Annotated in this window: 23 protein-coding genes and 2 pseudogenes; all 25 read right to left on the bottom strand. The window is 38.7% G+C overall.

What is annotated here, in order from left to right:
- Positions 1 to 141: 141 nt before the first annotated feature.
- The 25 genes and pseudogenes from QFZ28_RS29505 to QFZ28_RS29390 all read right to left on the bottom strand — a co-directional run bounded on the left by QFZ28_RS29505 (position 142) and on the right by QFZ28_RS29390 (position 25,088).
- Positions 142 to 333, bottom strand: a complete 192-nt coding sequence (locus QFZ28_RS29505; protein WP_307198138.1) for a hypothetical protein — start codon at positions 331 to 333, stop codon at positions 142 to 144.
- A 39-nt stretch (positions 334 to 372) separates the two neighbouring features.
- On the bottom strand, positions 373 to 1,359 hold the full coding sequence (locus QFZ28_RS29500) for an ROK family glucokinase (protein WP_307198180.1): 987 nt from the start codon (positions 1,357 to 1,359) through the stop codon (positions 373 to 375).
- 139 nt (positions 1,360 to 1,498) lie between these two features.
- Positions 1,499 to 2,686: a Gfo/Idh/MocA family protein gene (locus tag QFZ28_RS29495; protein ID WP_307198137.1), complete on the bottom strand. Its 1,188-nt coding sequence runs from the start codon at positions 2,684 to 2,686 to the stop codon at positions 1,499 to 1,501.
- Positions 2,687 to 2,819: 133 nt separating this feature from the next.
- Entirely contained in the window at positions 2,820 to 3,641 is an 822-nt protein-coding gene (locus QFZ28_RS29490) for a sugar phosphate isomerase/epimerase family protein (protein WP_307198136.1), read from the bottom strand.
- Positions 3,642 to 4,098: 457 nt separating this feature from the next.
- Positions 4,099 to 4,329 (bottom strand): SDR family oxidoreductase, encoded by a 231-nt coding sequence (locus tag QFZ28_RS29485; protein WP_307198135.1) that lies wholly within the window; start codon positions 4,327 to 4,329, stop codon positions 4,099 to 4,101.
- Positions 4,326 to 4,424, bottom strand: a pseudogene (locus tag QFZ28_RS29955) (short-chain dehydrogenase); the annotation flags it as partial. The pseudogene QFZ28_RS29955 and the gene QFZ28_RS29485, both read right to left, overlap by 4 nt.
- A 64-nt stretch (positions 4,425 to 4,488) precedes the next feature.
- Positions 4,489 to 4,782 carry a putative quinol monooxygenase gene (locus QFZ28_RS29480; RefSeq protein ID WP_307198134.1) on the bottom strand — a complete coding sequence of 98 codons (294 nt, stop codon included), beginning with the start codon at positions 4,780 to 4,782 and terminating at the stop codon, positions 4,489 to 4,491.
- Positions 4,783 to 4,821: 39 nt separating this feature from the next.
- Positions 4,822 to 6,102 (bottom strand): MFS transporter, encoded by a 1,281-nt coding sequence (locus QFZ28_RS29475; RefSeq protein ID WP_307198133.1) that lies wholly within the window; start codon positions 6,100 to 6,102, stop codon positions 4,822 to 4,824.
- 82 nt (positions 6,103 to 6,184) lie between these two features.
- Positions 6,185 to 7,156 (bottom strand): sugar phosphate isomerase/epimerase family protein, encoded by a 972-nt coding sequence (locus QFZ28_RS29470; RefSeq protein ID WP_307198132.1) that lies wholly within the window; start codon positions 7,154 to 7,156, stop codon positions 6,185 to 6,187.
- Entirely contained in the window at positions 7,153 to 8,331 is a 1,179-nt protein-coding gene (locus QFZ28_RS29465; RefSeq protein WP_307198131.1) for a Gfo/Idh/MocA family protein, read from the bottom strand. Before QFZ28_RS29465 ends, QFZ28_RS29470 begins: the two co-directional genes overlap by 4 nt.
- A 428-nt stretch (positions 8,332 to 8,759) precedes the next feature.
- Positions 8,760 to 9,768 (bottom strand): annotated as a pseudogene (locus QFZ28_RS29460) (LacI family DNA-binding transcriptional regulator).
- A 255-nt stretch (positions 9,769 to 10,023) separates the two neighbouring features.
- A complete protein-coding gene (locus QFZ28_RS29455; protein ID WP_307198130.1) occupies positions 10,024 to 12,435 on the bottom strand; it encodes a hypothetical protein in 2,412 nt (803 codons plus the stop codon).
- A 43-nt stretch (positions 12,436 to 12,478) separates the two neighbouring features.
- A complete protein-coding gene (locus QFZ28_RS29450; RefSeq protein ID WP_307198129.1) occupies positions 12,479 to 13,396 on the bottom strand; it encodes a hypothetical protein in 918 nt (305 codons plus the stop codon).
- 96 nt (positions 13,397 to 13,492) lie between these two features.
- Positions 13,493 to 14,683, bottom strand: a complete 1,191-nt coding sequence (locus tag QFZ28_RS29445; RefSeq protein ID WP_307198128.1) for a substrate-binding domain-containing protein — start codon at positions 14,681 to 14,683, stop codon at positions 13,493 to 13,495.
- A 116-nt stretch (positions 14,684 to 14,799) separates the two neighbouring features.
- Positions 14,800 to 15,618, bottom strand: a complete 819-nt coding sequence (locus QFZ28_RS29440; protein WP_307198127.1) for a sugar phosphate isomerase/epimerase family protein — start codon at positions 15,616 to 15,618, stop codon at positions 14,800 to 14,802.
- A 50-nt stretch (positions 15,619 to 15,668) separates the two neighbouring features.
- On the bottom strand, positions 15,669 to 15,989 hold the full coding sequence (locus QFZ28_RS29435) for a MocE family 2Fe-2S type ferredoxin (RefSeq protein ID WP_307198126.1): 321 nt from the start codon (positions 15,987 to 15,989) through the stop codon (positions 15,669 to 15,671).
- 93 nt (positions 15,990 to 16,082) lie between these two features.
- Positions 16,083 to 17,237, bottom strand: coding sequence for a fatty acid desaturase family protein (locus tag QFZ28_RS29430; protein ID WP_307198125.1), 1,155 nt, complete (start codon positions 17,235 to 17,237; stop codon positions 16,083 to 16,085).
- Positions 17,238 to 17,527: 290 nt separating this feature from the next.
- On the bottom strand, positions 17,528 to 18,337 hold the full coding sequence (locus QFZ28_RS29425; protein ID WP_307198124.1) for a helix-turn-helix domain-containing protein: 810 nt from the start codon (positions 18,335 to 18,337) through the stop codon (positions 17,528 to 17,530).
- A gap of 135 nt (positions 18,338 to 18,472) precedes the next feature.
- Entirely contained in the window at positions 18,473 to 19,273 is an 801-nt protein-coding gene (locus QFZ28_RS29420; RefSeq protein ID WP_307198123.1) for an SDR family NAD(P)-dependent oxidoreductase, read from the bottom strand.
- Positions 19,274 to 19,552: 279 nt separating this feature from the next.
- Complete coding sequence (locus QFZ28_RS29415; RefSeq protein ID WP_307198122.1) at positions 19,553 to 19,852, bottom strand: putative quinol monooxygenase; 300 nt, start codon at positions 19,850 to 19,852, stop codon at positions 19,553 to 19,555.
- Between the two features lie 31 nt (positions 19,853 to 19,883).
- On the bottom strand, positions 19,884 to 20,717 hold the full coding sequence (locus QFZ28_RS29410) for a sugar phosphate isomerase/epimerase family protein (RefSeq protein ID WP_307198121.1): 834 nt from the start codon (positions 20,715 to 20,717) through the stop codon (positions 19,884 to 19,886).
- A gap of 108 nt (positions 20,718 to 20,825) precedes the next feature.
- Positions 20,826 to 21,908 carry a zinc-dependent alcohol dehydrogenase gene (locus tag QFZ28_RS29405; protein ID WP_307198120.1) on the bottom strand — a complete coding sequence of 361 codons (1,083 nt, stop codon included), beginning with the start codon at positions 21,906 to 21,908 and terminating at the stop codon, positions 20,826 to 20,828.
- Position 21,909: 1 nt separating this feature from the next.
- Positions 21,910 to 22,734: a sugar phosphate isomerase/epimerase family protein gene (locus tag QFZ28_RS29400; RefSeq protein ID WP_307198119.1), complete on the bottom strand. Its 825-nt coding sequence runs from the start codon at positions 22,732 to 22,734 to the stop codon at positions 21,910 to 21,912.
- A 156-nt stretch (positions 22,735 to 22,890) separates the two neighbouring features.
- On the bottom strand, positions 22,891 to 24,060 hold the full coding sequence (locus QFZ28_RS29395; RefSeq protein WP_307198118.1) for a substrate-binding domain-containing protein: 1,170 nt from the start codon (positions 24,058 to 24,060) through the stop codon (positions 22,891 to 22,893).
- A 185-nt stretch (positions 24,061 to 24,245) separates the two neighbouring features.
- Complete coding sequence (locus QFZ28_RS29390; protein ID WP_307198117.1) at positions 24,246 to 25,088, bottom strand: sugar phosphate isomerase/epimerase family protein; 843 nt, start codon at positions 25,086 to 25,088, stop codon at positions 24,246 to 24,248.
- Between the last annotated feature and the right edge of the window lie 52 nt (positions 25,089 to 25,140).

Genomic DNA, 25,140 nt, shown 5'->3' with positions numbered 1-25,140 from the left:
TGCTTATTTGCTTCAAGGACTTTTTCTTTTCGATACAGCAGCAAAAACTCATTTATATAAAGAGGCTATATAGATGGAGCATAGCTTAGACATTAACATATAAGAAAAACGATACCTCGTAATTGAAGTATCGTTTTACAGTCAGCATAATAATATTGCAATTCCATCCAGTTTTTCCACAACCTCAGGCCAACTTAATTTTAACCTACGGCATATGGTTGTACTATAAACTTGCCCTTTCTTCTTCAACAAATCATAATCTCTCTGGTTAGTTGAATCGATCCGAAGCAATTCTCTTTTTAAATCATTAAGGGTTTCTTCATTTGATTTCAATAAAACTACCCCCTATTTATTCCGACTAATCCTTGCACATTATTGGAGTATAGACTTATTAATTAGTTTTTCTTTCGCCAACCATGCTCCTCCAATCACCCCTGCATTATTGCCTAGTGTGGCAATAACAATCTCTACACCTTGTGCCACTCTCGGAAAAGCAAATAAAACAAATTCCTCTTTTAAAGGTCCCAACAATGTGTCACCCGCTTTCGAAACACCGCCTCCAATGACAATTTTTTCAGGATTTAAGCCATTAGCTAAATTCGCCAGAGCCAATCCTAAATGGTGGGCAACCTGATGAATGACTCGCTGGGCGAGTTCATTCGCTTCGTTTGCAGCATCAAAAACTTGTTTGGCAGTTATTGTTTGATGCTTCTCATAATAGTCTCCTAATTGACTTATATAATCGCCAGAAGCTAATTCCTCTATTGCTAAGCGGACAATACCTGTTGCGGATGCTACAGTTTCCAAACATCCCGATTTCCCGCAATTACACGGTGAACCGTTTTTAGGAACAGATGTCATATGACCAATTTCACCACCGGCTCCATTTACACCATGCACAACCTCTCCATTAACGATAATTCCGCCTCCAACACCCGTTCCTAATGTTACACAGATTAAGTTTTTAGCCCCTTTGCCAGCACCTTTCCACATTTCACCTATTGCTGCAATATTAGCATCATTGTCAACAACTACCGGCAACGATGTTTCCCGCTCGAGAATAGCTTGTAAAGGGAAGTGCTCCCAGCCCAAGTTAACAGCCACTTCAATCGAACCGTCCTCCGCATTAACAGGACCCGGGGCTCCAATTCCGATACCGATTAGTCGGTTTTTGGTTTGATTTAATTCTGTTAACTTTTGATCTATCGATCTTGTAATAGAAGTGGGGATATGTCGGCCGCTATCTCTTTTGTCCGTATCGATTTCCCAGCTATAAAGGATATCGCCATTAAGACTGATAAATGCCATTTTAATTGTCGTACCACCTATATCAACACCAACTAACCATTTTTCTTCCATAACCATTCACTCTCTTCCCCATTATATTTGTGATTTTCTTACCCTAAAAAGCACCTAAAATCTACTTAGGATTTATTAAGATTCTTTATTTATTTCTACAAAAGAGGCTCCTCAATTGAGAAGCCTCTTTTCATATATTTTATTTTGCAGCTACTGCTGTTTTTTCAATATTTACCCATTGACCTTTTTCAGCTGATTCAAGGATTGCATCTGCAATTAATTCAATTTGGTAGCCATCATTGAAGTTTGGTGAAAACTCTGTATCTTCAGCAATTGCTTTAAACAAATCATATGTTTCAATGATTTTTGTTTCGCCGTAACCAATACCTAGAGCAGGGATTGGCCATAATCCTTCACCATAAGGAGTGGCAGGTCCTGTATAAACCGTTCTGAAGCCTTTTGCATCGCTTGGATCATCGGCGAAGCAAACTTGAAGCTCGTCACGGCGCTCATAGTTAAAGTATAGAGAACCTTTTTCACCGTGAATTTCAAAGGTTAGGAAGTTGTTACGTCCCCATGCATTACGTGTTGCTTCAATCGTTCCAATAGCACCATTATCAAACTTAACCATGGTAATCACTTCATCGTCTACATCTACTGCCGCTTTTGGAACATCATTGCTGCCGCTTTTCACTGTACCTAGCTTGTCAATACCGCCAGTTTGGATAGGTCTTTCTGGAATCCATGTTCTTGTCATCGCATTTACATCTGTAATTTCACCAACTAAATAACGTGCAAAATCCACCACGTGTGTTCCGATATCACCTAGAGCACCAGAACCAGCGATTTTCTTTTGGAAGCGCCAAGATAACGGTGAATTTGGATCAGCTGACCAGTCTTGTAAATACGTTCCGCGGAAGCTTAGAACTTTTCCAATTCTTCCATCCTCAATATATTTTTTCGCAAGAGCAACGGCCGGTGTTCTTCTGTAGTTGAAGGCAACCGCATGTTTTACCCCTGCTGCTTTTACTGCTTCTAGCATTTCCTTTGCTTGTTCAGCACCTAATGCCAATGGTTTTTCGCAGATAATATGTTTACCAGCTTTTGCTGCGGCAATCGCAATTTCAGCATGCGTATTATTTGGAGTAACAATATCTATAACATCAATTTCCGGATCGTTAACTACCGCTCTCCAATCTGTCGAATAATTGTCAAATCCTAATCTTGCTGCTGCATCTTTAGCCAATTGTTCGTTCACATCTACTACTGTATGACGATGAGGGATTGCTGGTGCAGGCCAGAAAAACATTGGCATTCCTGCATAAGCAAGTGAATGCGCTTTACCCATAAAACCTCCGCCAATCATACCTACGTTTAATTTTTTCATTTTAAATTCCTCCCTAGATTAATAAAATTTTTATAATAGTGCTGCAGAAATCGTATGTTCCTGCGACCAATTTTCTTTAAGTTTTAGTTTGCTGTTTTATCATTCTGGAACTACGACATATTAATCATTAATGTTAAGCTTGATTTACTTTTTCAAATTGAGTTAAATAGCTGCGGCTGATTTTAGCCCCTTGTTTTGGATCTGGATAGCTGTCCAACTCTACTGTAATCCAGCCATCATAGTTTGCTTCTTCTAATACATTAATCATCTCAGCAAATTTCTGATGACCTTCCCCTAACGGTAAAAACTCTCCATTTTTATAATCTTTAAAATGAACATATTTAATACGATCTATATATTTTTTGATAACCGCAACAGGATCTCCACCACCTGCTTCAATATGCGCTGTATCTGGGCAAAGATTAATCTTTGTTAAAGGCATTAATTTATCTAATTGCTCAGGCGCCTGAACGTTGGTTCCCAAATGAGGATGATAACTTGCAATAAGATTATATTTTTCAGCAATTTCTACTACTTTATTAAGAGCATTACCAAGAGCTGTATAATCGCTTTCAAGGATTCCGTTTGTACGCACAGCTCCGCCGCCGACAACAAGATGCTCAGCACCGACTTCTGATGCGAATGCCGCTACACTTTCAATTTTCAATAATTCTTCTTCTAAAATATCCGGGAAAATAAAATTACCGCCTGTATATACGCCTACCAAAGTTAATGAATGATCACTCATTAATTTTAAAAACTCTTCCTTTTTATCTTTGTATTGCACTAAGTTTCCATCAAAGATTTCAAAGCCAGTATAGCCAGCTTCCGCAATATCCTTTAATGCTTCTTCTGTTGATCCATTGGCAAGGTAGTAAAGATCTTTAACAGAAGTAACACCTGCTGGGTGACCAACTACGCCGCCCCATGTATTTGTTTGATATCCTAATTTCATGCGATTACCTCCATATATGTTGGAATTTAGTATGCCATATTTCATAGTTGATAAATCGAAGCAAGTACACCTCTGAGAATAGTAATCGATTACATTGTTTGATAAAAAATGTATTTTCTTTTTTTCTAACAATTATAACACCAGGCTATTTTTTTGCATTTAATACAAAACTATTAAACACCTAATAATGTAATCCATTACACTTTTCTTTACAGATAGCAACTGCCTTCTAAAGGGAACAATGAATTATTCTCGCTTTATTTAAAGCAAACAATCACCTAACAAGAACAAAGATTTTTGTATCCCTTACATGAATTAGTGTAATCGATTACAGTTAAAAATGCAACCCATATTTCGATTGTCACACAATATTCACCAAACATTTTTTGGGCTACTTTATCCACCACAATTGTCGTTCCTCTTCCTTCTTCGGCAGGGTCTAAAGAAACTTTTTATCTTAGAGGCTTGCAACTGATCCACCATCAACTCGAAGGTTTACCCCATTAATAAAAGAAGCCTTGTTTGATGCAAGGTAAACAACAGCAGATGCAACTTCCTCAACTGTTCCTGGGCGTTTCACTTCAACATGCGGACGATTTTTCTTTAGAAATTGTTGAATAGCTTCATCGTAGCTTATATTCAGCTTTTCCGCGTTACCTTTTAACAAGTTCTCCAGCATAGGTGTCATAATAAAGCCGGCGATACCGTATTAACGAGAATTACATCTGCAGCATACGCCTTTGATAAACTTTTCGTAAAATTATTAAGTGCCGCTTTGGAAGCATTATAATGTGGTGATTAACTCGAACCGATACTCGGCTGAGTTAATCCTTTACTTGTCTACTATTTATTTTTTTACTGATGCCTCAAAAAATTCTACATGGATTGGTTCAGAAATTAATGTTTCAATTTCCTTTACAAATTTCTTAAAGTGAGACGTTTCCTCATGCTGTTGAATCGCTTGTTCATCCTTCCATTTTTCAACAAAAATAAAGCTATTTGCCTCTTCCGAATCCTCATAGTAATGATAACTAATATTCCCAGACTCAGCTTTAGAAGATTTTGTTACAAGTCTAGCCTCTTCAAGAAATGCTTCGCGATACTGCGATTTTACTTTAATGTTTGCATGAATGATAATCATGGTTCATCCCCCTTAACTTGTTCCTTTATTCAAAATGATTTAACCTGCCTGTTTCTCTAATAGAATTCCTTTTTCATTTTGTTTCTCTTCAGAAGGAAGCTTCATAAATTTCATTAAATAGGCACCAAGAAAATACGTGCCTGCGAAAATCCAGATAACCCCTTCTGCACCGATAAGTCCGATAAATGCTCCAACGATTGCCGGTGCAATAAAGTAGGACATTCCAGCACCAAAGCTTACAATCGCCATCGCAGACCCTTTTTTCTCAGGTGCCAGCGATGCTACCAAAGCTGAAAGTGGGACGAAACCACAGAGAACAATTCCCATGATAATACCAACAATATTCAAGGCCAAGAAACTGCTGCCAAAAACTTGCGGCGTGTAAAGCATAACCAGTAACATGACACCCATACCAAAGCTGCCAAGCCATTGAATCGTTTTGCGCCATCCTAACCATTTATCACTAATGTAAGGAATGATTAGGTTAAATATGATATTTGCAAACCACATGGTTCCCCACATTTGCAGAAACTGTTCAGTGGTGAATCCATATTTATCAGACAAATACATCGGGAAAAAGATAGGCAGTGCACCGATACCTGTCGAATTGATAATCCGAACCACTCCACCTATGGCAACTTTCGGTTTTTCTTTACAAATCGTAAATCCACTCATTAAGCTTTTTAATTTTTCTTTTGGATCTCTTGCTTGTTTTTTTATTCCTTCGTCTTTTACCACGATAATGCCAATAATACCACCAACTAATACCCAAGCTATTGCACTCCACATCAACCCGATATATCCGATCTTTGGAAGCATGTAGGCTGGGAAATAACTGCCCACTACATAGAGACCGCCGCTCCAAGCTGCCCAAAACAGACCAACAGCTGTAGCCAAAATGCGATCCGGACTGCGATAAGTAACCCACACTAAGAAAGAGTAGCAAAATAAAGGATAACCCAAGCCGCGAATACCATAAGTTGGTAACATAATAGCGTAACTGTTTAGCTTTAAACCGTATTCAATAAATAGAACTTGACCAATTAACCAAGTGACCAATCCGATAATCATAACTTTCCTTGGTCCCCACATTTCGGTGAGTACACCAGAAAAGTAAGATGCAATCGCCAACACGGCTCCATACACTGCAAAAATAGTGGCAATTTGTTGAACAGTCAAACCCTTTTCGATAAGATATGGTGACAACCACGCGTGTTCAAGACCGTCACCAGCCATAAAAATTAATATTGCAACAAATCCCCAAACCACTCCCATAGGAAGGCCGCCGAGAGTACGTTCCCCACCTACAACCGCTTTCATTTTTAACACCTCTATTTTTATTTTTTTATTTTTTTATTATTGGGCGATTAGGAGAAGCCCCCTCCTAATCATGTTTTCTAAATTAAGCCCACCAAATTTCCGTTAATTGCTCTTTAAACAAGGTTCCCTTCAACAGCGTGATCGCTTTCATTAAGCCTTCATCGATAGATGCAAGCATATCTTCGTGTTCAATGGAGAGAACATAATCGTATCCCACAGCACGCAGAGCGCTTACAATATCCTTCCAAACTTTTTCATTATGACCATACCCAACCGAGCGGAATGACCAAGATCGATCCAAAACTTTACTGTAATGTTTTGTATCTAATACTCCGTTCACCTTGATATTCGATGAATCTAAGTAGGTATCTTTGGCATGGAAATGGAAGATGGCATTTTCCCGGCCAAGTTTTTTAATGGCTTCAACCGGATCAATTCCTTGCCATACAAGGTGACTTGGATCGAAATTGGCGCCGATGCTTGATCCTACATTCTCTCTTAGTTTTAGTAATGTTTCCGGGTTATAAACAACAAAGCCCGGATGCATTTCAAATGCAATTTGATTGATTCCATGAAGCTCTGCGAATTTAGCCTCTTCTTTCCAATACGGAATCACAACTTCATTCCACTGCCAATCAAGGACTTCCGCATATTCAGGCGGCCAGGAACAGGTCACCCAGTTTGGATGCTTAGCACTTAGATGATCTCCTGGACAGCCGGAAAATCCATTAATTACTGGTACCTCCAACTGCTCGGCCAGCATCACCGTTTTTCTCCAAACGGTATGGGCCTCTCTGGCAATCTTTACATCAGGATGAAGGGGGTTCCCATGACAGCTTAGAGCACTAATGGTTAATCCCCTGCTTTCAATGGCCCGTTGGAACGATTTGATTTTTTCAGGGTTATCTAGTAGATCGTCCGGATTACAATGGCTGTTCCCAGGAAAATTACCTGTCCCTAACTCGACGGCTTCAACTCCCATTTCTGACAATTTATCGAGCATAGCCTCGAAAGGAAGGTTTTGATAGAGAACAGTAAATACACCTAGCTTCATACTAATACCTCCTGATTCGCCTGAACTTTCACCCATTTTTGCTGCTCATGACTTTCTAGAATAGCGTCCGTAATGGCCATTGAAATATGTCCGTCTTCAAATGTTGCAAAATTGGCTTTATCCTTCAAAGGATCTTTGCCTTCACGAATGAACGTATAATAATTGAACATCATATTTTTCAACGCATCCGGCCAACCTTCATTATGTCCACCTGGATGATGAATCGCATGTTTTGCTTCCGGTGAAAACAGGGCTGGATCAGCAAGAAGCATTTCATTTGGCTTATCCCTGTGTCCCATCCATAATTTTTCAGGCTCTTCTTGATTCCAGAAAGCAGAGCTTTTGCTTCCATTAATTTCAAAACTTAGTCGATTTTTTCGTCCGGCACTTACTTGTGAAACGGTAAATACTCCTCGTGAGCCGTCCTCAAATCGAACAAGAACGGATGCATAGTCTTCTGTATTGATCGGCACATCCTCATACTCTGTTACTTCAGTGCTTTGAGCACCAAAGGTAGCCACATTTGCTTTTGGTTTCTTTCTTACCGGAATAACAGTTGCTAAATCGGCAAATACTTCAACAATCTTTTTGCCAGTAACAAATTGAACGGTGTCACACCAATGGGAACCGATATCAGCTACAGCACGTGATTTTCCGCCCACTTCCGGTGCTAAACGCCAGTTATAATCGGTCTCATACAATAACCAATCCTGCAAGTAGCTTCCGTGTACCAAGTTCACTTTCCCAAAATCACCGTTAGCGATTTTCGCTCTTAGATTTTGTACACTTGCATGCTGTCTGTAATTAAAGTTCACACCATGTACGACACCCTGTTTTTGAGCTAAAGCCAATAATTCATCTGATTCCATGCTGTTCATCGCCAGTGGTTTTTCAGATACAACATGCTTACCTGCTAAAATGATCTCTTTATTAATCGTAAAATGAAGATGGTTTGGTGTGCAATTGTGAATAACCTGTATTTCAGGATTCTGAAGCATTTCGCGGTAGTTGCCGTAGGCTTTGGGAATTCCAAGTTCAGCAGCCTTTCTATCGGCTTGTTCTTGGCTAGTCTCTGCTAAGCCAACGACTTCCACGAATCCAAGTCTTCTGATTGCTTCAATATGTGTCGGGCCAATAAAACCTGTCCCTATGATTCCTACATTTATTTTTTTCATTTTATTTCATCCTCCAAAATCGAATATATTTAAAAGCCGCGCGAACACTGTAATCGATTACACTCTTGAGTAAAAAAATTAGGATTTTTATTATTAAAACTATTAAATAACTGAAACGTTTATTAGTTTATATATAAATTAAATGTAATCCATTACATTTAAGTCGAAAAAAATTCCTCTTGTTTATTGTTTAGATATGGATGTTTAACTCTTTTTTCGACATCCTTATTGTAATCGATTACAGAATAGATATCAATATTTTTTTTAAAACTTCCTTGATTCTTTTTTGAAAGAATCTATTTTGGAATGATTTAAATTTGTTTCCCACACTATAATAACGATGAAAAAGGAGTGATTCCTGTTCAAGAATTACTCCTCTTTTGCTTTTCATTAAATTTTATTTATGGCTTCTAACAAAAATCAAAGAACTACCCATCTATGGTAAGTTCTTTGCATGAGTCACGAACAATTAGTTTATCAGGAAGAATAAATTGATCTTTTTCTAATTCTTCATTATTAATTAATCTTAGCAGTAGATGCATCGCTTTTTGGCCCATATCGAATGTTGGCTGTGCAATCGTTGTAAGGGCAGGTTCAAAAATCGATGCAAATTTAATATCATCAAAGCCAACAACAGATAAATCTTCTGGAACTCTAAAACCTTTAGTTTTAGCAGCTTTTACTGCCCCCATTGCCATTTCATCATTTCCAGCAAAAATGGCTGTTGGGGGTTCTTCTAGTGACAAAAATTTCATCATTAAATTAAATCCACTTTCAAAAGAGAATTCGCCTTCCTGTACCAAACTTGGATCAACGGATAGGCCGTGTTTTGCCATCGCTTGATGAAATCCTTTACATCGGTCCCGGCCAACGACAACATTTAAGGGTCCAGAAATATGTCCTATTCTCTTGTGTTTTAAGCTAATTAAATATTCTGTTGCCTTTCTTGAACTGCTAACATTATCAATTGAAACTGTAGGAAGCTGGGTGCCCTCATAGTATTCACATGCCAATACCACAGGGTACTCCTGGGCTAATTCTTCTAATATCTTTTGCTCTGTCCTTGCTGTTAATAAAATTAAACCATCTGCTTTTTTCTGCCCTAAAATAGTCAAATAACTGGCTTCACTTTCTCACAATGTTTTGTGTATCTCCAAGAAGCACCTGATATCCGTTTTCTATGGCAACCGATTCAATTCCCCGCAGCACCGCAGAAAAAAAAGTATTGGTTATGTCAGGAACAACAACAAGAATAGTTTTTGTTTCGGATCTTCTCAATTGTCTTGCCAGCATATTGGGTTGGTAATTTAGTTTCTTAATTGCTTCTAAGACCTTTTCAGCTGTTTCTTTTTTTACAGTCCCTGCATTACTTATCACCCGGGATACTGTGGCTGTTGAAACATTTGCCATTCTTGCAACATCCGCAATTCTTACCATGCATTTCTTTCCCTTTCAGTGTTTCTTTTACATTCATTGTAATCGATTACATGAAGAAATACAATAATTTTGTGTAAATCCACAAAAAATGGTTCTACGGAGGCTGTATGATCCTAAAATAAGGATTTATGGGAATAATTTAAGGAATGATAATTACCAATAGAAAAGCTTGGCAATAAGCAATAAGCCTTAATATACAAGTTTGTACTTGTATATTAAGGCTTATTTTTAGTATTAAATTGTTGAACCCTACAATTATAAGACCGAAACATCTAGTTCATAAAATCTTTCTCCATTAAAAGCTATAACCGGAATCAAATCACCATCCGGAGCTTTGAATGAGATGTTGTGTTCTTTAAAGTGATATTCTTTTGGGTAGGCCGCAAAGCTTTTAATCAAGTAATAGTCATCCACTTTTTCTATTTCTCCATTCATGCACTTCAATTGACCATCTTCTACATAAAGGAAAGTCTTTGTTCCAAAACCATGAAGATATGCAACTAATTCCTGCCCCATATCCCAATCATCACCTGATGCATTTTGGAATAATCCACTAAACAACTCATTATTACTGTTATCATTGATGAAAACAGATTGTCCGAAGCGGTTTCTCGATAACTCCACATAGTTATAGTTAGGATTAGCAACACAATAGGTAGAGGCTGCTTCTCCTTTTTGTAAGATTTTGTTTGTGGATTGAATATTCCAGTCATAGCATAAGAAGACCGGCATCATCGAACGATAAGCTGCATTTAAATACTCCGGATTCCCCAGTTGCTCATATGCAACCAAAGTGGAACTTGCAACCAGTCCACCCCATAAGGAATGCACCATATAGGCCAGTGCTTCCCACCAGCGGTCAGGATTTTGAGCGCGGTAATCGTTGCTAAATCCAATATTCGCTAAAAGCAATTCACCATATTTTGCTGCTTCCTCTTTATAGCCAAATAGAGCAAGGGTTTCACAAGATGGCCCAAAACCTGCATTGTCATAGTAATGTTCGGTGATCGCACCGGCTAAATTGCTGCTCTTTGCCTTTAACTGTTCCCCAAAAGAGTCCCATAGTTCGTACAGCTTTTCAGCATTTTCAACGTCTCGCACTTTCGTTTCCAGTAGAAGGTCTTTGATATACGGACTAAAAACTCCGCAAAGTTTCGTTTCATTTTTTTCACGCTCATCTACATGCATGGACTCATCGAATCTCATAATCATAATCTCTGTGGCCCATTTTAGATACGTTTCCGAAGAATGATACTTTAAATCCTCATCGTTAAATTTTGATAAAAGGAAATAGACGTGGGCAATGTAATCAAAATCAAAAATCCTATAAAAACCGCCGTATAGTTTACGAGGCAAGGTGAAATCTCCATCAATAAACCATTTATTTTTTACATAAAAGACTGCACTTTCCTCTACCTTTTCGATTTCAGCTAGAGATTTTTCTCCTATTAAATTCTTCATCAAGATTAGACTCAACTTACCTATTGATTCACCTTGATTCGAAATCGGTTTGAATGCAGCATAGTTCTCATCTTGTTGATCACTAATAAAGGAGTTTTCACATAGATAGCGGATTCGTTCTTCTATGATGTCTTTTATCAGCTCTAACATATTAAATACTACGAAGTCAATTGTTCCATCTTCAAATTGTACAAGGAGCTTCTTCTCTCCTGGTGTTTTGAATAGATAGTTGATTGTAATAAGGTCAGCCAGATCTGCTTGGGAGGTAATATCGGTTTGCTTAATTTCATGTCCGACATATTCTTCAAAGCAAATCTTTTGAATTTTATGATTAGCAGGAATTCGAACATCACAGTTAAATCTGTGATTCTTTGTGATGACTGGAGTGTAATGGATAACTGGATGTTTTAACTCTAAACTATTTTCATAAAAATCTTGTTTCGTCTTGAAGGGCTTGAAAGTAAATTCCCATACTCTCGTCTCATTCGGTGCTAAAACCTTGTCTTGATCACTCGCATAGTTATAGATCCAATCATTCTTGGTTACTTTGTCCCTTTCGCTGCTGGTGATTAACTCAAGCGAATGGAAGATACAGCCATCGAGTGATGGAGATACTTGTTCAAAAAATAAATTTTGGTAACGGCAGAATGATCCAACGGAAACAAGAGCACCTTTGGAATGATAAATTCCAAGATGCAGTCCTTTGTTATTCCGCCTTACACAAGCAATTTTGCTATAATCATTGGATAAATGCGGGAAAACCGCACATGATTCATTGATATTTTTCATTACGTTTTTATCCCGAAACATAATATAGGCTATCGATGCCCAAACATGAAAGGAATCAATGACAGTCGAATCACTACTGTGATTTGATAGTTTTATGTACCAAGCCATTTCATCCGCTTTCGTTAAATCATACGTATACGAAACCGAAAGGGAATCGAGTGTATACACTATTTCTGTTTTCTTAGAGTCGATTACGTTCATTACTGGTTTAACATCCACACTGTTGTAGGATGAATTTTTGGTAGTTAGGATACACTGCCCAAACAGTTTATCCTTATCCTCATATCCATATTGGTTTAAGTACTCTTCCGTTATTACCCAATTCATACCAAATGGATCTTTTCGGAGCAGAAGTTTATCCATGACTCCATGATTGTTAAATCCTAATGAAAATGTTTCATTCTCTATCTGATTCATAGGGCTCCTCTCCAGCTTTTTCATATTGTATAGAATTATAAAGCTAGTTCTGTATTAAACTCTTATTTTTGATTTCATTAAAATCAGCTGATCCGAAATGATCAATTAATTTCCAGTAGCAAGAAACGGCAACAGCAGGAATCCACGGGAAGCATGTTTTGTTTCCTTCACCTTTCCAGCGTTTTCCAAAACCAGTGTTCCCAAACATTGGATCATCATTTGCCCACCAGCTGATGAGGTAACCTTCCTCTTGAAGACCTGTATATGCATAACCCCAATCTTTTTCAGGAGTCGCAACTGTTTGGTTGCATCCATGCCATAAAAGTTCTGCGACGGTCATTAATTCTCGATCATTTGTTAATTCTGCGATTTCGGCTGTTTCCGCCACTCCAGAAAGTTCAAATGGATGAACATATCCTGCCCCAGGGGTATCACATGCACCTATACCAGTACTTCTAAAATTAAACTTAGCAAGCGTACTTTCTTCTGGCATTGGAACATCCCACAAAACTGTCCAGGAAGCGTTAATTCTCGCCGCATCATGAGCGCCTTTTAGGAAATACTCTTCTTTTGTTGCTTTATATAAAGCCAATAGAGCAATCATTTGAAAATAAATACTTTCATTATCAATTAACTGACCTTTTGCATAGATACTATCGTGGATACCGCCATTGAAGCGGACACGGTTCACAATGATTTCACGGACAAATCTGCCCGCATTTTCTGCAGCTTTTAAGTATTTCTTATCACCAGTGATTTCATAGAGTTTCACTAGGAAAGGAATAGATGTCGCTGTAGACGATTTTTGCTCGTAAATGGTTGTCCCAAACCAAAATGCTGGTTCTGTTATCGGATTTCCTTCTAAATCGTATGCTCGGTACCAAGATCCATCTGCTTCCTGTGTTCTTAATAGAAACTCACCGTAATCAGCCTCAAACTGTATTAAGGACAGGTTAAACACAGCAAAAGAGGCTTCCCAATGAGAAGCCTCTTTTCATTTTTTTACTGCCTCAGTAATTTTTTTAAGATTTTACGCTTAACGTATCGTTACACTAAACTACTTAGCAGAATCTTGAATAATTTGAGGTGCATCAGTTTGATAAACAGTTTTCCAAGAATCCAAAATATTGTCTTTCGTAACTTTTAGAGCAGGTACTGCAACATAAGCAGGAGTTCCTTTTCCAAGAAGTGAATAGCCAGCAAGTATGGCTTCGGCAACACCTTGGTCGTATGGTAATTGCGCACCTAGTCCCTTGATCAAGCCATCCTTCGCTATTTCAAGGCCGACATTTGTTCCCAAATCGATGGTGGTAATAACGAGATCCTCTCTACCTGCCGTACGTGCAGCTGCCATCGCACCTTCTGCAGGAGCATCCCATACTACAAAGAGTGCTTTCAATTTAGGATTTTTGGTCAGCATGGCCGAAGCAACTTTCTCACCATCGTTCGGTCCCATGATACCTCCTCGTGCAGGAATATTAATGTCCGGATACTCTTCTTTTATCGTTTTTTCAAATGCCTCTGTTCTTTGTTTGGTCACAAAGAAGTCCGCATCATGGTATATTACGCCAATTTCACCTTTTTTACCAACCTCTTCAGCCAAAATATGAGCAGCTTCAACACCATTTCCATAATTGTCAGCAGAAACAACACTTACATAGGCTTTTCCATGCTCAAAACCATCCGGTTTATTGTCCATAAAGACCAGTTTCGCACCATTTTCGGCTGCCTTTTTGAAAGCTGGTGCGGTTGAAACTGGATCTACAGGGATACTAACAATAATATCTGGTTTTTTAGCCATAATCGTTTCAATATCGGCAACCTGTTTTTCCGATTTGAAATTTGCATCAGTTTTAGCTACAATTTCAATACCCATCTTAGCAAAGGTATCCTGAAGGCCTTTGACTTGTGCTGTTGACCAATCGTTCCCTCCATAATGCAAGGAAACAGCAGCTTTGTAGTTTCCTTTTTTGATTTTTTCCAATTCTTCCGCAGTAAGCTGCAGGGTTTTAGCGGATACTGCACTTTCTCCATTAGGACCTTTACTCAAAATCTCTTTATCTGGTAGATTCAGATTAATGGTTAATGGTCCGTTGACAGAAGTGTTCTCCGATTTATTGTTATCCGACGAAGTATTATCTTCTGTAGCAGCAGGCGTACTTCCGTTTGTTTTATCGCTATTTCCACATCCAGCCAATATAATTCCAAAAATTAAGAACATTAAAAATAATCCAGATAATTTTTTCATTTTTGATAACCCCCCTCTGTTAATTGGAACTGTAGTTACTATTAAAATTTAAATGCTCATATTCTAAAAATCTTCATTCTATAGTACGTACTTTAAAACCTGGATGACAAAACGTGTTAATTCACAATTTGTCCAAACCGTTCCTTCATCCATAGGCAAACTTGCCACAAATCGGCAACCGGCTCGTTCGTGAAAGGCATCCTTGGCATATAAGGCGGCGGACCAAACTCTGGTGTGAAAGTAAGATGGGTACCTGCAAGCACGTGTGCCCTGGCGATTTGTTTCCACCAATGTTCATGTGAACTCAGCTCAAGCGAGTATTCCTGAGCACCTGGATGTGGAACTTGCGGGCCTTGCGCATATCCGACCCGTGCATGGATATGAATCGTGCGTTTGAACGCCAATTCCAAATGATCAATCTGATCCTCCAAAAGCGACTCACATACGCATATCCAGTGGCTGAAATCCGCAGTAAGCTTGAGCTCGGGAAATTCCCTGAGTAGCGCCCCTGTGGTCCAGGGCGTAAACATGGCTCGTCCCCTATGGGTTTCGTGGCCAACTGGAATTCGCACCTTCTGCTCGATGGGTAGCGCACTTTCGAAAAATTCAGCCTGTTCAACAAAAGTCATGTTATCCCTGGCACTATGCGAATTAATCATGATGGGGTCCAATTCAGCTGCACGTTCAACTTGCTCTCGAAATGATTCGGCATGGTTGTCACCGCCTGTAAATACCATTGCTATATAACCGAGTTTATATTGGTCCAGCAGGTTTCTGAATTGCTTCTCCTCTACAGGAATCCCTCCAATGATGGCCAGATCAGTTGGCAGCGGGCTTTCAATACCATCGTAACCCGCATTGGCAATCCTTTCGAACTGGCTCTCTAACGGGCCGTCCATCCCCCAGAGCGACTTAATGCTTTTTAATTTAACCAACTTTCAACCCCCTAAAAAGTTATAACTTACAATCGTTCCGATTCTCCCCCTCAGTCAATCTTAATAAAGATATTACCCGCTTCAATCTTAACAGGATAGGTCTTTATTTTTTTACAAATCGGTGCGCGCTTTGGTTCACCAGTTTTGAAATCGAGCCGGCCATTATGTTTCGGACATTCAATTTGAGTACCCGTCACGAGTCCATCCGCCAAATGAATCCTTCCGTGTGTACAATATCCATCGGTCGCGTAATACTCGTTTTTGTCTGTACGATAAATGGCAAATGTCCGATCTTCATAATCAAACCGGATTACATCCTCCTCATCGATATCATCGACAGAACACGTTTCAATCCAATCTTTAACTTTCATAAGATATGTCCCTCCATATACAAAGGTAAAATATAAGTCAAATTGTTAAATGATAATGCCTACCTGAAAAGTCTGAAGGTAAAAAAGAATGCTTTATTGGACAGGTATATCACGCCCTGGAGATTCCTGTCGTACTGATTTTGCTTCTTGTATAGGTGTCGAATCTTCAGCCACTGTTCCAAAAGGACTAGGGCCATATAGATAGGGAAGTGCGGTTTCGGGCAACTTTCGGACTATCGTATAGGTTGGATCATTGCGCTGTTTTGCAAGGGCTGAAAAGACCTCTTTTAGGGCCGCCCCAATACTAGGGCTTGCCGGCGGACAATCATGCTTCATCTCTTCATGAAGTGCCGGTAAAGCATGATACGGCACCATCGGAAACATGTGATGCTCGATGTGATAATTCATGTTGCAGTATAGGAATCGAATAAACGGATTCATATAGACAGTGCGAGTATTCAAACGGTGATCGAGAACATCTTCATTCAGACCTAAATGCTGTGTCCACGCAATAAGCATAACGGCGTAGAAACCGAAAAAGGTCGGGAGAACAATAAACATTGCTGGCAATATACTTCCGGTGTACACACAAGCTACTGCTACTGCCACAAAGATGAGTAACCACACACGCGCTTCCCAATAACATTTTTTGAACTCTGAAGGTGGAATATATTCCATCTCCTCTTTATCCATCTTACCGAAGGCATGCATGACAACTCTTTTCAAGTCTGTTAGTCCACCCATCACGTGGAACAACTCCACCATAAGTACTCGCCAGACCGGCGGCCTCGGGGCATGAATCTCGGGATCCCGACCAACTATATAGGTATCCGTGTGGTGACGAACATGACTCCATCTCCAAGGCGTTGCCGGAAATAAGTTCATAAAAGAGGCAATCTGATAAACCACTTCATTCTTCCAACTCGTTTTGAACATGGTTCCATGGCCAGCCTCATGCCACCTGGAATTACCAGTCAGCGCATAAACTCCGCCGTATGCTGCAAATGCAGGAACAGCCCACCATGTCCCCCAGCTATGATAGGCAATAATCCCTAGGATAATCAGCAAACCAAACCAAAGGATCGTATCACGAATCGCCGGACCGTCCTTTCGCTTCATCAGCTCCTTCATCCTTTTGCGAGGAATCGGGGAAGCGTACCATTCAGCTGAGGCAATTCCTTTTTCTTGCGCCAGTCTACTCTCTTTGCCTGATAGACTATAGTCCCTTCTATTAATCTTTGTAGACATGATTTTTTCCTCCTTCTGTCATTGCTTCGTGGTAAATGTAACCGATTACATTTTTTCTGTAAAAGTATCTTCTACCCTAGCATCAATCGGTATAACACTAGTAAATACTATTTACATATTAATAATACATTTAATAGAATTTATAAAAAATTAACAAAATTGCGAATTAAAATACACAATTTTGTTAATGCTTACATGCAAGCTGACTTAAAGTTTTTCAATAAAGGTATTGTTAAAATTTGCAATAAAAATACTCTAATCTTTCCTTATGTTTTAGAAAGATTAGAGTATTAGGTTTTCATTCTTCTAAATTTGCCTGGCGGGCTTCCTGTCATTTTTTTAAAGAGTAAATTAAAATAATTTGGATTTTCGTATCCGATAATGGATGCAATTTCTCTTACAGAAAGATTGGAATGTTTAAGTAATCGTTTTGCTTCTTCTATACGGCAATGAATCAAATATTGTATGGGAGGCAGTCCCACTTCATCTTTAAAAACATGAGATAAATGGTAGGGGCTAACATATACAATATTAGCTAAATCGTTTAATGTTAGCTCTTGTCTAAAATTTTCTTCTATATATTTTTTTACTTCAAGGCAGACTGGAGAAACGGAATGATGATTCGTATTTTTCAAAAGACGAGTAATTTTAATAATAACGGCTTGTAATATCGAGGAGATCACATATTGATATCCAGAATGCTTCAAGTCATATTCACGTAGTATAGCATGAAAGTAGTTATGAATCTCATTTTTTTCTTCAAGCAAATGAATAATCGGAAAATCAGTAGGATCTGTTAACCAGCCTTTATCGTTACCATTGATATGCAGATTTGAAAAACAGATAGAAATCCCTTTAAGAGGATCATCGATACAAGATTTTCCTTCGATAGGACTAAAAGGATGAAAAATAATAAGATCTCCTTCTTGTCCCATAAAAGGTTTTTCTTCAAAAATAAATTCTCCACACCCCTGTTGAATATATATTATCTCTGTATAATCATTATCGGAATGTTGTTTAAACCAATTAGGACTATTTTCATTTATTTCTCTTATAGTAAAAAACCGAGGAGTATTTAATAGAATAGAGGATTTCTCCACACTGCATGTCCCCTTATAGTAACTAGTTATAAAAATTAAAAGCTCAGCGGGCAAAATCATTTTTTGCTATACCAACAAATAGAAAAGCTAGTATCTTAGAATGAGCATATGCCCGCAAAGGTTATACGTTGTTAGTTATACACTTGCTACAGAGCCGCCATCCACTCGAAGATTTACCCCATTAATGAAAGAGGACTGACTTGATGCTAAATAAACGACAGCTGAGGCCACTTCTTCTACTCTTCCAGGTCTTTTTACTTCCACATGAGGGCGATTCTCCTTTAGAAATGCCTGCACGGCTTCATCAAAGCTGATATTCTGCTCCGCTGCGGAATCATTTAACAAGTTCTCTAATAATGGTGTCATGATAAATGCAGGGGAAACGGTATTGACTAAAATTCCATTCGCTGCATACGCTTTTGATAAGCTCTTTGAAAAATTGTTAAGTGCCGCTTTGGAAGCATTATAATGCGGTATAAACGCATCAGGCTGCTCTGCGCATTCAGAAGAAATATTGATGATTCTCCCATATTCCGCCTTTTTCATATAAGGGATAACAGCCTTTGTTACTCGTACGGCGCCAAAAATATTGACTTCAAAAAGCTTCTGCCAGTCCTCTATTTCCAAAGATTCAAAATCATCGAATCTATTAACAACACCGGCATTATTAACTAAAATATCAATGGTTTTAAAGCAGTAAACCGTTTCAGACACAAGGCGCTCTACATCTTCTTGGTTTGATAAATCTGCTTGTACGGCAATCACCTTTCCTCCAACTTGTTCGATCTCATTTCTTGCTTCAGATAATGCCTCTAATCCTCGGCCACAAATGACAACGTTAGCTCCTTCTGCTGCTAAAGCCTTTGCTATTGCTTTCCCTATTCCCTTACTGCCTCCTGTTACGATGGCCGTTTTATTTTTTAATTGTAAATTCATTTCTGATCATTCCCTTATTTAGTGAATTCTCCAAAAGATTCTATCGTTCGTAATGTACTAACTTAACCTGACGTAATGTTAAATTATTAATACTATAAGAAAAGGATTAACTCTTGCTCACACATAAGTAGAGAGTTAACCCTTGTCCTTTATTACCAAACTTTCAAATTAAGAAGTGACTCTTGAGTCTTAAACTCTGTTGGGGGGCAGATGCCCACTGAGGTTACGTTTCACCGTACTAGGGGTCAGACCCTCACTCAATTAACGCTTTACTTTGAGTTAGGCACCTTTTATTTCGGTCGCTTCAAATAGTTGTACTTGGATTGGTTCGCTTATTAGTCCTGGGACAGCATGGATAAAGTTTTGGAAATAAGCGGTTGCTTCATGAACGTCAATTGCCGCTTGATCCTTCCACACTTCTACAAACACAAAGGTATTGGCCTGTTCTGGATGTTCGTAATATTGATAGCTAATATTGCCTTCTTCCGCTTGAGATGGTTCCGTTACTAGTTTAGCTTCGTCCAGGAATGATTGGCGATGCCCTGGATCCACTTTAAAATACGCATGAATGATAATCATCTATAATTTCCACCTTTATACTTAATCTCTTTTATGATATTGCTCCAACAATTTCTTTCATATGTTCGATAGATTGCTTCGTGAAGTCATCAAAAATAGTAGATTCACCTTGAAGGCCTGATGCTACGTAAGGATTTGACACGGCAGGCAGGAACTCCATCGTAATATAGCCCTTATAACCCAGTTCTTTAAGTAGCGAAATGACTGGTCCAAAATCCGTTTGACCTAGCCCCGCTGCTTCCCTTGTGTTATCAGCGATGTGTACATGGGCAAGATAACGTGAAATTTTGTTTATCGATTCAGTCATACTACGTTCCTCTATGCTCATGTGGAACAGATCAGCCATAATCCCCAGACCTTCTACATTGATTTCCTCAACAAAACGTACGGCTAAAGTCAAATTATTAACTAAATAGGTCTCATAACGATTCAATGCTTCAATGGTAAGAGTAATTCCTTGTTCCTTCGCATATAGCGCTGCCTCTTTCACACTCAAAATCGCATTATTCCATTCCTCCTCAAGAGTCGTTTCTGGACTTAGTTTACCAACACATGTAGGGACGACAATAAGGGTTGAAGCATTTAAAGCTTTAGCTAACTCAACCGATTTTTTTACATATTCCACGGCATTTTTTCTAATTTCATCATTTGATGACGAAAGATCTCTTTCAGGAGTAAAAATCCCACAAATGGAGCTGCATTCCAATTCATATTTTTTTAAAAGTTCTTTGGTTTCCTCAACATCAATGGTATACGGCTCACCAGCTAGTTCGACACCCTGATAACCATATTTTTTCAGCCTTTTTAAGCTATCTTCTAAACTTTCATTTCCGAATATCCATTGTGTAGCACTATATTTGAACATTCTGATAATCGCTCCCTACAACTTAAAATTTTGACAATGCGGAATAAATGAAAGGGATAAAAACTTATTTATCCCTTTCATTCGCTAGAAATATTCTCAGTCCATTTATTATTCAATTTCAACCAAGATTTTAATCGTGTCTTTGTTTTTATCTGCCTCTACAATACCTTCTTCTAATTGATCTAATTTAATTGTCTTACTGAAGATGGCTTTTGGATTAAATCGCTTCGAAGAAAGTAATTGAATCGCTTTAACCCATGTTCCATAAGTACCTGCATAGGAGCCAACAATAGTCAGTTCCTTACTAAAGATTTCAAATGGCTTCACATCAAGTGTATGATCGGCAGGGGCCGCACCGAAGGCTACGATTGTCCCACCTTTTCTAACCATTTGGAATGCTTGTCTATAGGTTGGCATTGCTCCAACTACTTCAAATACAACATCCGCCCCTCTTCCTTCCGTCGCATGAAAGACTTCTTGAATAGGGTCCTTTTCTGATGCATCAATAACAACGTCTACTCCCAGTTCTCTTGCTTTCTGAAGACGCGCTTTGTTCATTTCCGAAATAATTACCTTGCTTGCTCCATTTAACTTTGCCATAACAGCATGCGCCAGACCCATTGGACCTGCACCAATAATCGCGACGATATCTCCCATGACTACATTTGCCCGCTCCTGCCCGCGAATAACACAAGCTAGCGGTTCAATGTAAGCACCTTCCTCCCAAGACATTCCTTCTGGTAACTTATAAGTATTATTTTCCGGCGCTTTTACAAATTCAGCAAATGCTCCGTTTGTATGAACACCAAGTTGTTTAATGTTCTCACAGAAAAGCTTTTGGCCTGTACGGCAATAATAACAATTTCCGCAGCTAATATTAATATCAGCAGTTACTCGATCACCAACTGCTACACTGGTAACGGCAGCTCCTATCTTGACAACTTCGCCAGCAAATTCATGACCTTGGATTAATGGCATAGGAGCAGGGAAATGACCGTTGTAAATATGTGGGTCTGTTCCACAAATTCCACAAGCTTTAACCTTGATGAGAACTTCGTTATCGTTAATTTCTGGAACAGGTACCGTTTCAATTTTTAAGTCATGTGCTGCATAAGTTACTGCGGCTTTCATTTCTTTTTGATCAAACCCTGAATCTGTACCTTGATTGTTAACTAATGTGTTCTGAGCCATTTTATTCTTCCTCCTTAAATAATTTTTTTAGGAAAACGATTGACTCTTCTGTATATTGATCATAAAACTCTTCACATCTTGTTCCATTAAATGGATCTGCAAACGGAGGCAATAGCTCCATCGTTAAATATCCGCTATAGTTAATATCGCGCAAAGCCTGAGCGATTGGCTTAAAATCGATATGTCCCCTGCCTGGTGCCGCTCTATTACTGTCAGCGATGTGAAGGTGATATAATTTATCTCCAACCATTCTGATGGTATCCGCAATATCGACTTCTTCAATATTCATATGATACGTATCACCCATAACTCCTACGCTTGGCAGATTAACACGATTAACCAGCTCAAGTGATTGCTCTAATCGATTGATTAAATAGTTTTCGTAGCGATTCCATGCTTCTACTGTCAACCTGACACCATGTTCTCCTGCATAAATACCAGCTTCGCGTATTCCTTCCTCAGCCCACTTTAGCTCAGTTTCTCGATCGGCCTCTTCATAAATTTTCATACAGGCAGTTGGAGTCAGCGAGATTCCTTTTGCTCCGATTTTGCTGGCAAAATCGACACAGCTTTTTAAATAATTGACTGCATTTTTTCTAATATTTTCATTACTTGAAACTAGATCTCTTTCAGCATTATAAATAGCACAAATTGTGGAAGCTTCAATATTATATTTATCAAGTAATTCTTTAATGCGGTCAGCATCCATTTGTTCTGGCTCGCCAACAAATTCCACACCGTCATAACCATATTTAGCAAGTCTAGCAATACTAGTTTCAATATCTTCTCCTGCATATACTAGCGTGTTGTAAGAGTACTTAATCATTCGAACATCTCCTAATCACCAATTTTAATAGTCTATGAACTTCCCCTAGATTTCACATTCTTTAAATAGAGACCGTATTTAAAAGCGGCCACTACCTGAGTTTTTAGTTCTTTTATATGAAGTTTGTAATCTACTTTCCTAGCTGCTAATTGATGTTTATTTTGCTGCGTTTTGAATAACTTCTGGGGCATCTTGACGATAAGCCATTTTCCAAACCTTTAAGACATTTTCTTGTGTTACTTTCATCGCTGGAACAACATAGAATGGATCTAATTGCTTACCAAGTAATGAATATCCAGCAACAAGGGCTTGGGCAGCTCCATTTTCATAAGGTAACTGTGCTCCAAGACCTTTTACATTTCCTCCAGAAGCAATTTGAAGCGCTACATTAGTTCCCAAATCAACTGTAGTAATGACTAAATCATTTTTCCCTGCTGTACGAGCTGCAGCAAGTGTTCCTTCCGCTGGTACATCCCAAATCGCAAAAATGCCATCTAAATCTGGGTTTCTTGCTAACATACCAGAAGCTACTTTTTCAGCATCATTAGGAGTTATAATTCCACCACTTACAGCAATTTTAATATTTGGATATTTTTCTTTAATGGTTGTTTCGAATGCTTCTTTACGCTGGTTATTTACAAAGAAGTCAACATCATGGAAGATAACACCAATCTTACCTTTTCCTTTTAGCGCTTCACCCATGACTTCGCCTGCATAGATACCGTTTCCATAGTTATCTGATGAGACAACGCTTACATAATCTTTTCCAGCTTGGAATCCTTTTGGCACACTATCCATAAATATTAATTTTACGCCTGCTTCTGCAGCCTTTTTAAAAGCGGGAGCAGTAGCAACTGGATCGACCGGCAAACTTACGATAACATCTGGTTTTTTAGCCATGATTGTTTCGATATCTGAGATTTGTTTTTCAGGCTTAAATTGTGCATCCGTAACGGCAACAACTTCTATGCCCATTTTTTCAAAAGTATCTTTCACACCATTGATGATGGCAGTTGAGAAATCATTTCCTGCATAGTGCATGGAAATAGCCGCTTTGTAGTTACCTTCTTTAATTTTCTTTACATCCTCTTCAGACAATTGCAAAGTTGCTGCAGGAGTGGCTGTTTCTCCATTTGGACCTGTACTTAAAATTTTCTGATCGCTTGGTATTTCCGGGTTAATGGTTAGAGGATAAGTAACTTTTTCTGTTGCTGCTTTTTCATTTTTTTGCTGCCCCGAAGTATTGGCACTTTGTTTTCCACAGCCCATAAGAGCCAAACTGCTAATTAATAGTATCGTAACGATTAATGAAGTAAGTTTTTTCATGATAGCCTCCAATAATTGATTAATTTAATAATGTTGAATTTTAGTATTGATTTGGAAATCAAATAATAGTATTTTAATGCCCTTGCAAGGTTAAAATTTCTTGTTCAAGCGGGCCAACCTTGTAGAATTTTAGTATCTAGGTCAGCCCTGTTATCAATTCATCTTAAAAATTTGAGGTTTAAAGCTTACTTACAGCCAATTTCTTTTAATTTTTCTTTCAAGTAGTCAATGGATGTTTTCGCATACCAATCAGGATCCGCTTTTCTGGTACCAAAACCAATTTCCATGGAGAGGTAGCCCTTGTAATCGATTTCCTTTAATGCTCTTAATACCGAATCCCAATTTACGGTTCCTTGTCCAGGCGGTAATCGATCGTCATCCGAAATATGAACATGATGCAACTTATCTTTCATTTTATATACATAATCACTCGGTACTTCACTACGGAATAGGGCATGGAAAGTATCAAACATCACTTTCACATTGGATTCACCTGATTCTTCTGCCAGCTGCAAAGCATCATCCGCGGATTCGATTAAATTACAATCAGCTGCCTGAGGTTCAACTACTAAGGTGATTCCTAGATCTTTCGCATATTTTGCGACATCTTGCAAACCCTCCAGGCTATATTTCCATGCCTCTTGTTTGTTCATTCCAAAACCGAACCAGCCGGCAAGCCACATAACAGTTGGACATTCCCAGTCATGTGCCAGGCGAATGACTTCTTTATAATGTTTTATCGTAAATTCACGCTCTTCTTTTAAAGCCGAGGATGGATTGACTCCAGGTCCTCCCCCAGGTGCAGGAAGCATAGCCGCAACATTAAGATTGTTCCGTTTTAAATGTTGAGCTATTTCTTTTCTTCTCTCATTGGAGAGATAATCCGGCCAAGCATGGGGACTCGCACAACCTATTTCAATTCCATCATAACCAAATGCAGCGATTCGATTAATCGTTTCTTCTAATGGATAAAATGGCAACATAGATGGAAAAGAATTATAAACCCAAGTATTAAATGCAAGCTTCATTCATTTATCCTCCTCAAAAATCAAGTTACAACTACTAGTTTTGTTAATCGTT

It is taken from the genome of Neobacillus niacini (genome assembly GCF_030817695.1).
Taxonomy (GTDB): domain Bacteria; phylum Bacillota; class Bacilli; order Bacillales; family Cytobacillaceae; genus Neobacillus; species Neobacillus niacini_F.
This window is presented reverse-complemented; position numbering and strand designations above follow the sequence as displayed.

Coding starts and splice junctions, on each gene's coding strand:
- QFZ28_RS29420 (WP_307198123.1), bottom strand. CDS start 19,273: ATGAATTTACAATTAAAAAATAAAACGGCCATCGTAACAGGAGGCAGT.
- QFZ28_RS29395 (WP_307198118.1), bottom strand. CDS start 24,060: ATGAAAAAACTTACTTCATTAATCGTTACGATACTATTAATTAGCAGT.
- QFZ28_RS29490 (WP_307198136.1), bottom strand. CDS start 3,641: ATGAAATTAGGATATCAAACAAATACATGGGGCGGCGTAGTTGGTCAC.
- QFZ28_RS29480 (WP_307198134.1), bottom strand. CDS start 4,782: ATGATTATCATTCATGCAAACATTAAAGTAAAATCGCAGTATCGCGAA.
- QFZ28_RS29475 (WP_307198133.1), bottom strand. CDS start 6,102: ATGAAAGCGGTTGTAGGTGGGGAACGTACTCTCGGCGGCCTTCCTATG.
- QFZ28_RS29465 (WP_307198131.1), bottom strand. CDS start 8,331: ATGAAAAAAATAAATGTAGGAATCATAGGGACAGGTTTTATTGGCCCG.
- QFZ28_RS29455 (WP_307198130.1), bottom strand. CDS start 12,435: ATGAATCAGATAGAGAATGAAACATTTTCATTAGGATTTAACAATCAT.
- QFZ28_RS29405 (WP_307198120.1), bottom strand. CDS start 21,908: ATGGCTCAGAACACATTAGTTAACAATCAAGGTACAGATTCAGGGTTT.
- QFZ28_RS29410 (WP_307198121.1), bottom strand. CDS start 20,717: ATGTTCAAATATAGTGCTACACAATGGATATTCGGAAATGAAAGTTTA.
- QFZ28_RS29415 (WP_307198122.1), bottom strand. CDS start 19,852: ATGATTATCATTCATGCGTATTTTAAAGTGGATCCAGGGCATCGCCAA.
- QFZ28_RS29500 (WP_307198180.1), bottom strand. CDS start 1,359: ATGGAAGAAAAATGGTTAGTTGGTGTTGATATAGGTGGTACGACAATT.
- QFZ28_RS29445 (WP_307198128.1), bottom strand. CDS start 14,683: ATGAAAAAATTATCTGGATTATTTTTAATGTTCTTAATTTTTGGAATT.
- QFZ28_RS29400 (WP_307198119.1), bottom strand. CDS start 22,734: ATGATTAAGTACTCTTACAACACGCTAGTATATGCAGGAGAAGATATT.
- QFZ28_RS29430 (WP_307198125.1), bottom strand. CDS start 17,237: ATGTCTACAAAGATTAATAGAAGGGACTATAGTCTATCAGGCAAAGAG.
- QFZ28_RS29435 (WP_307198126.1), bottom strand. CDS start 15,989: ATGAAAGTTAAAGATTGGATTGAAACGTGTTCTGTCGATGATATCGAT.
- QFZ28_RS29495 (WP_307198137.1), bottom strand. CDS start 2,686: ATGAAAAAATTAAACGTAGGTATGATTGGCGGAGGTTTTATGGGTAAA.
- QFZ28_RS29390 (WP_307198117.1), bottom strand. CDS start 25,088: ATGAAGCTTGCATTTAATACTTGGGTTTATAATTCTTTTCCATCTATG.
- QFZ28_RS29485 (WP_307198135.1), bottom strand. CDS start 4,329: ATGACACCTATGCTGGAGAACTTGTTAAAAGGTAACGCGGAAAAGCTG.
- QFZ28_RS29470 (WP_307198132.1), bottom strand. CDS start 7,156: ATGAAGCTAGGTGTATTTACTGTTCTCTATCAAAACCTTCCTTTCGAG.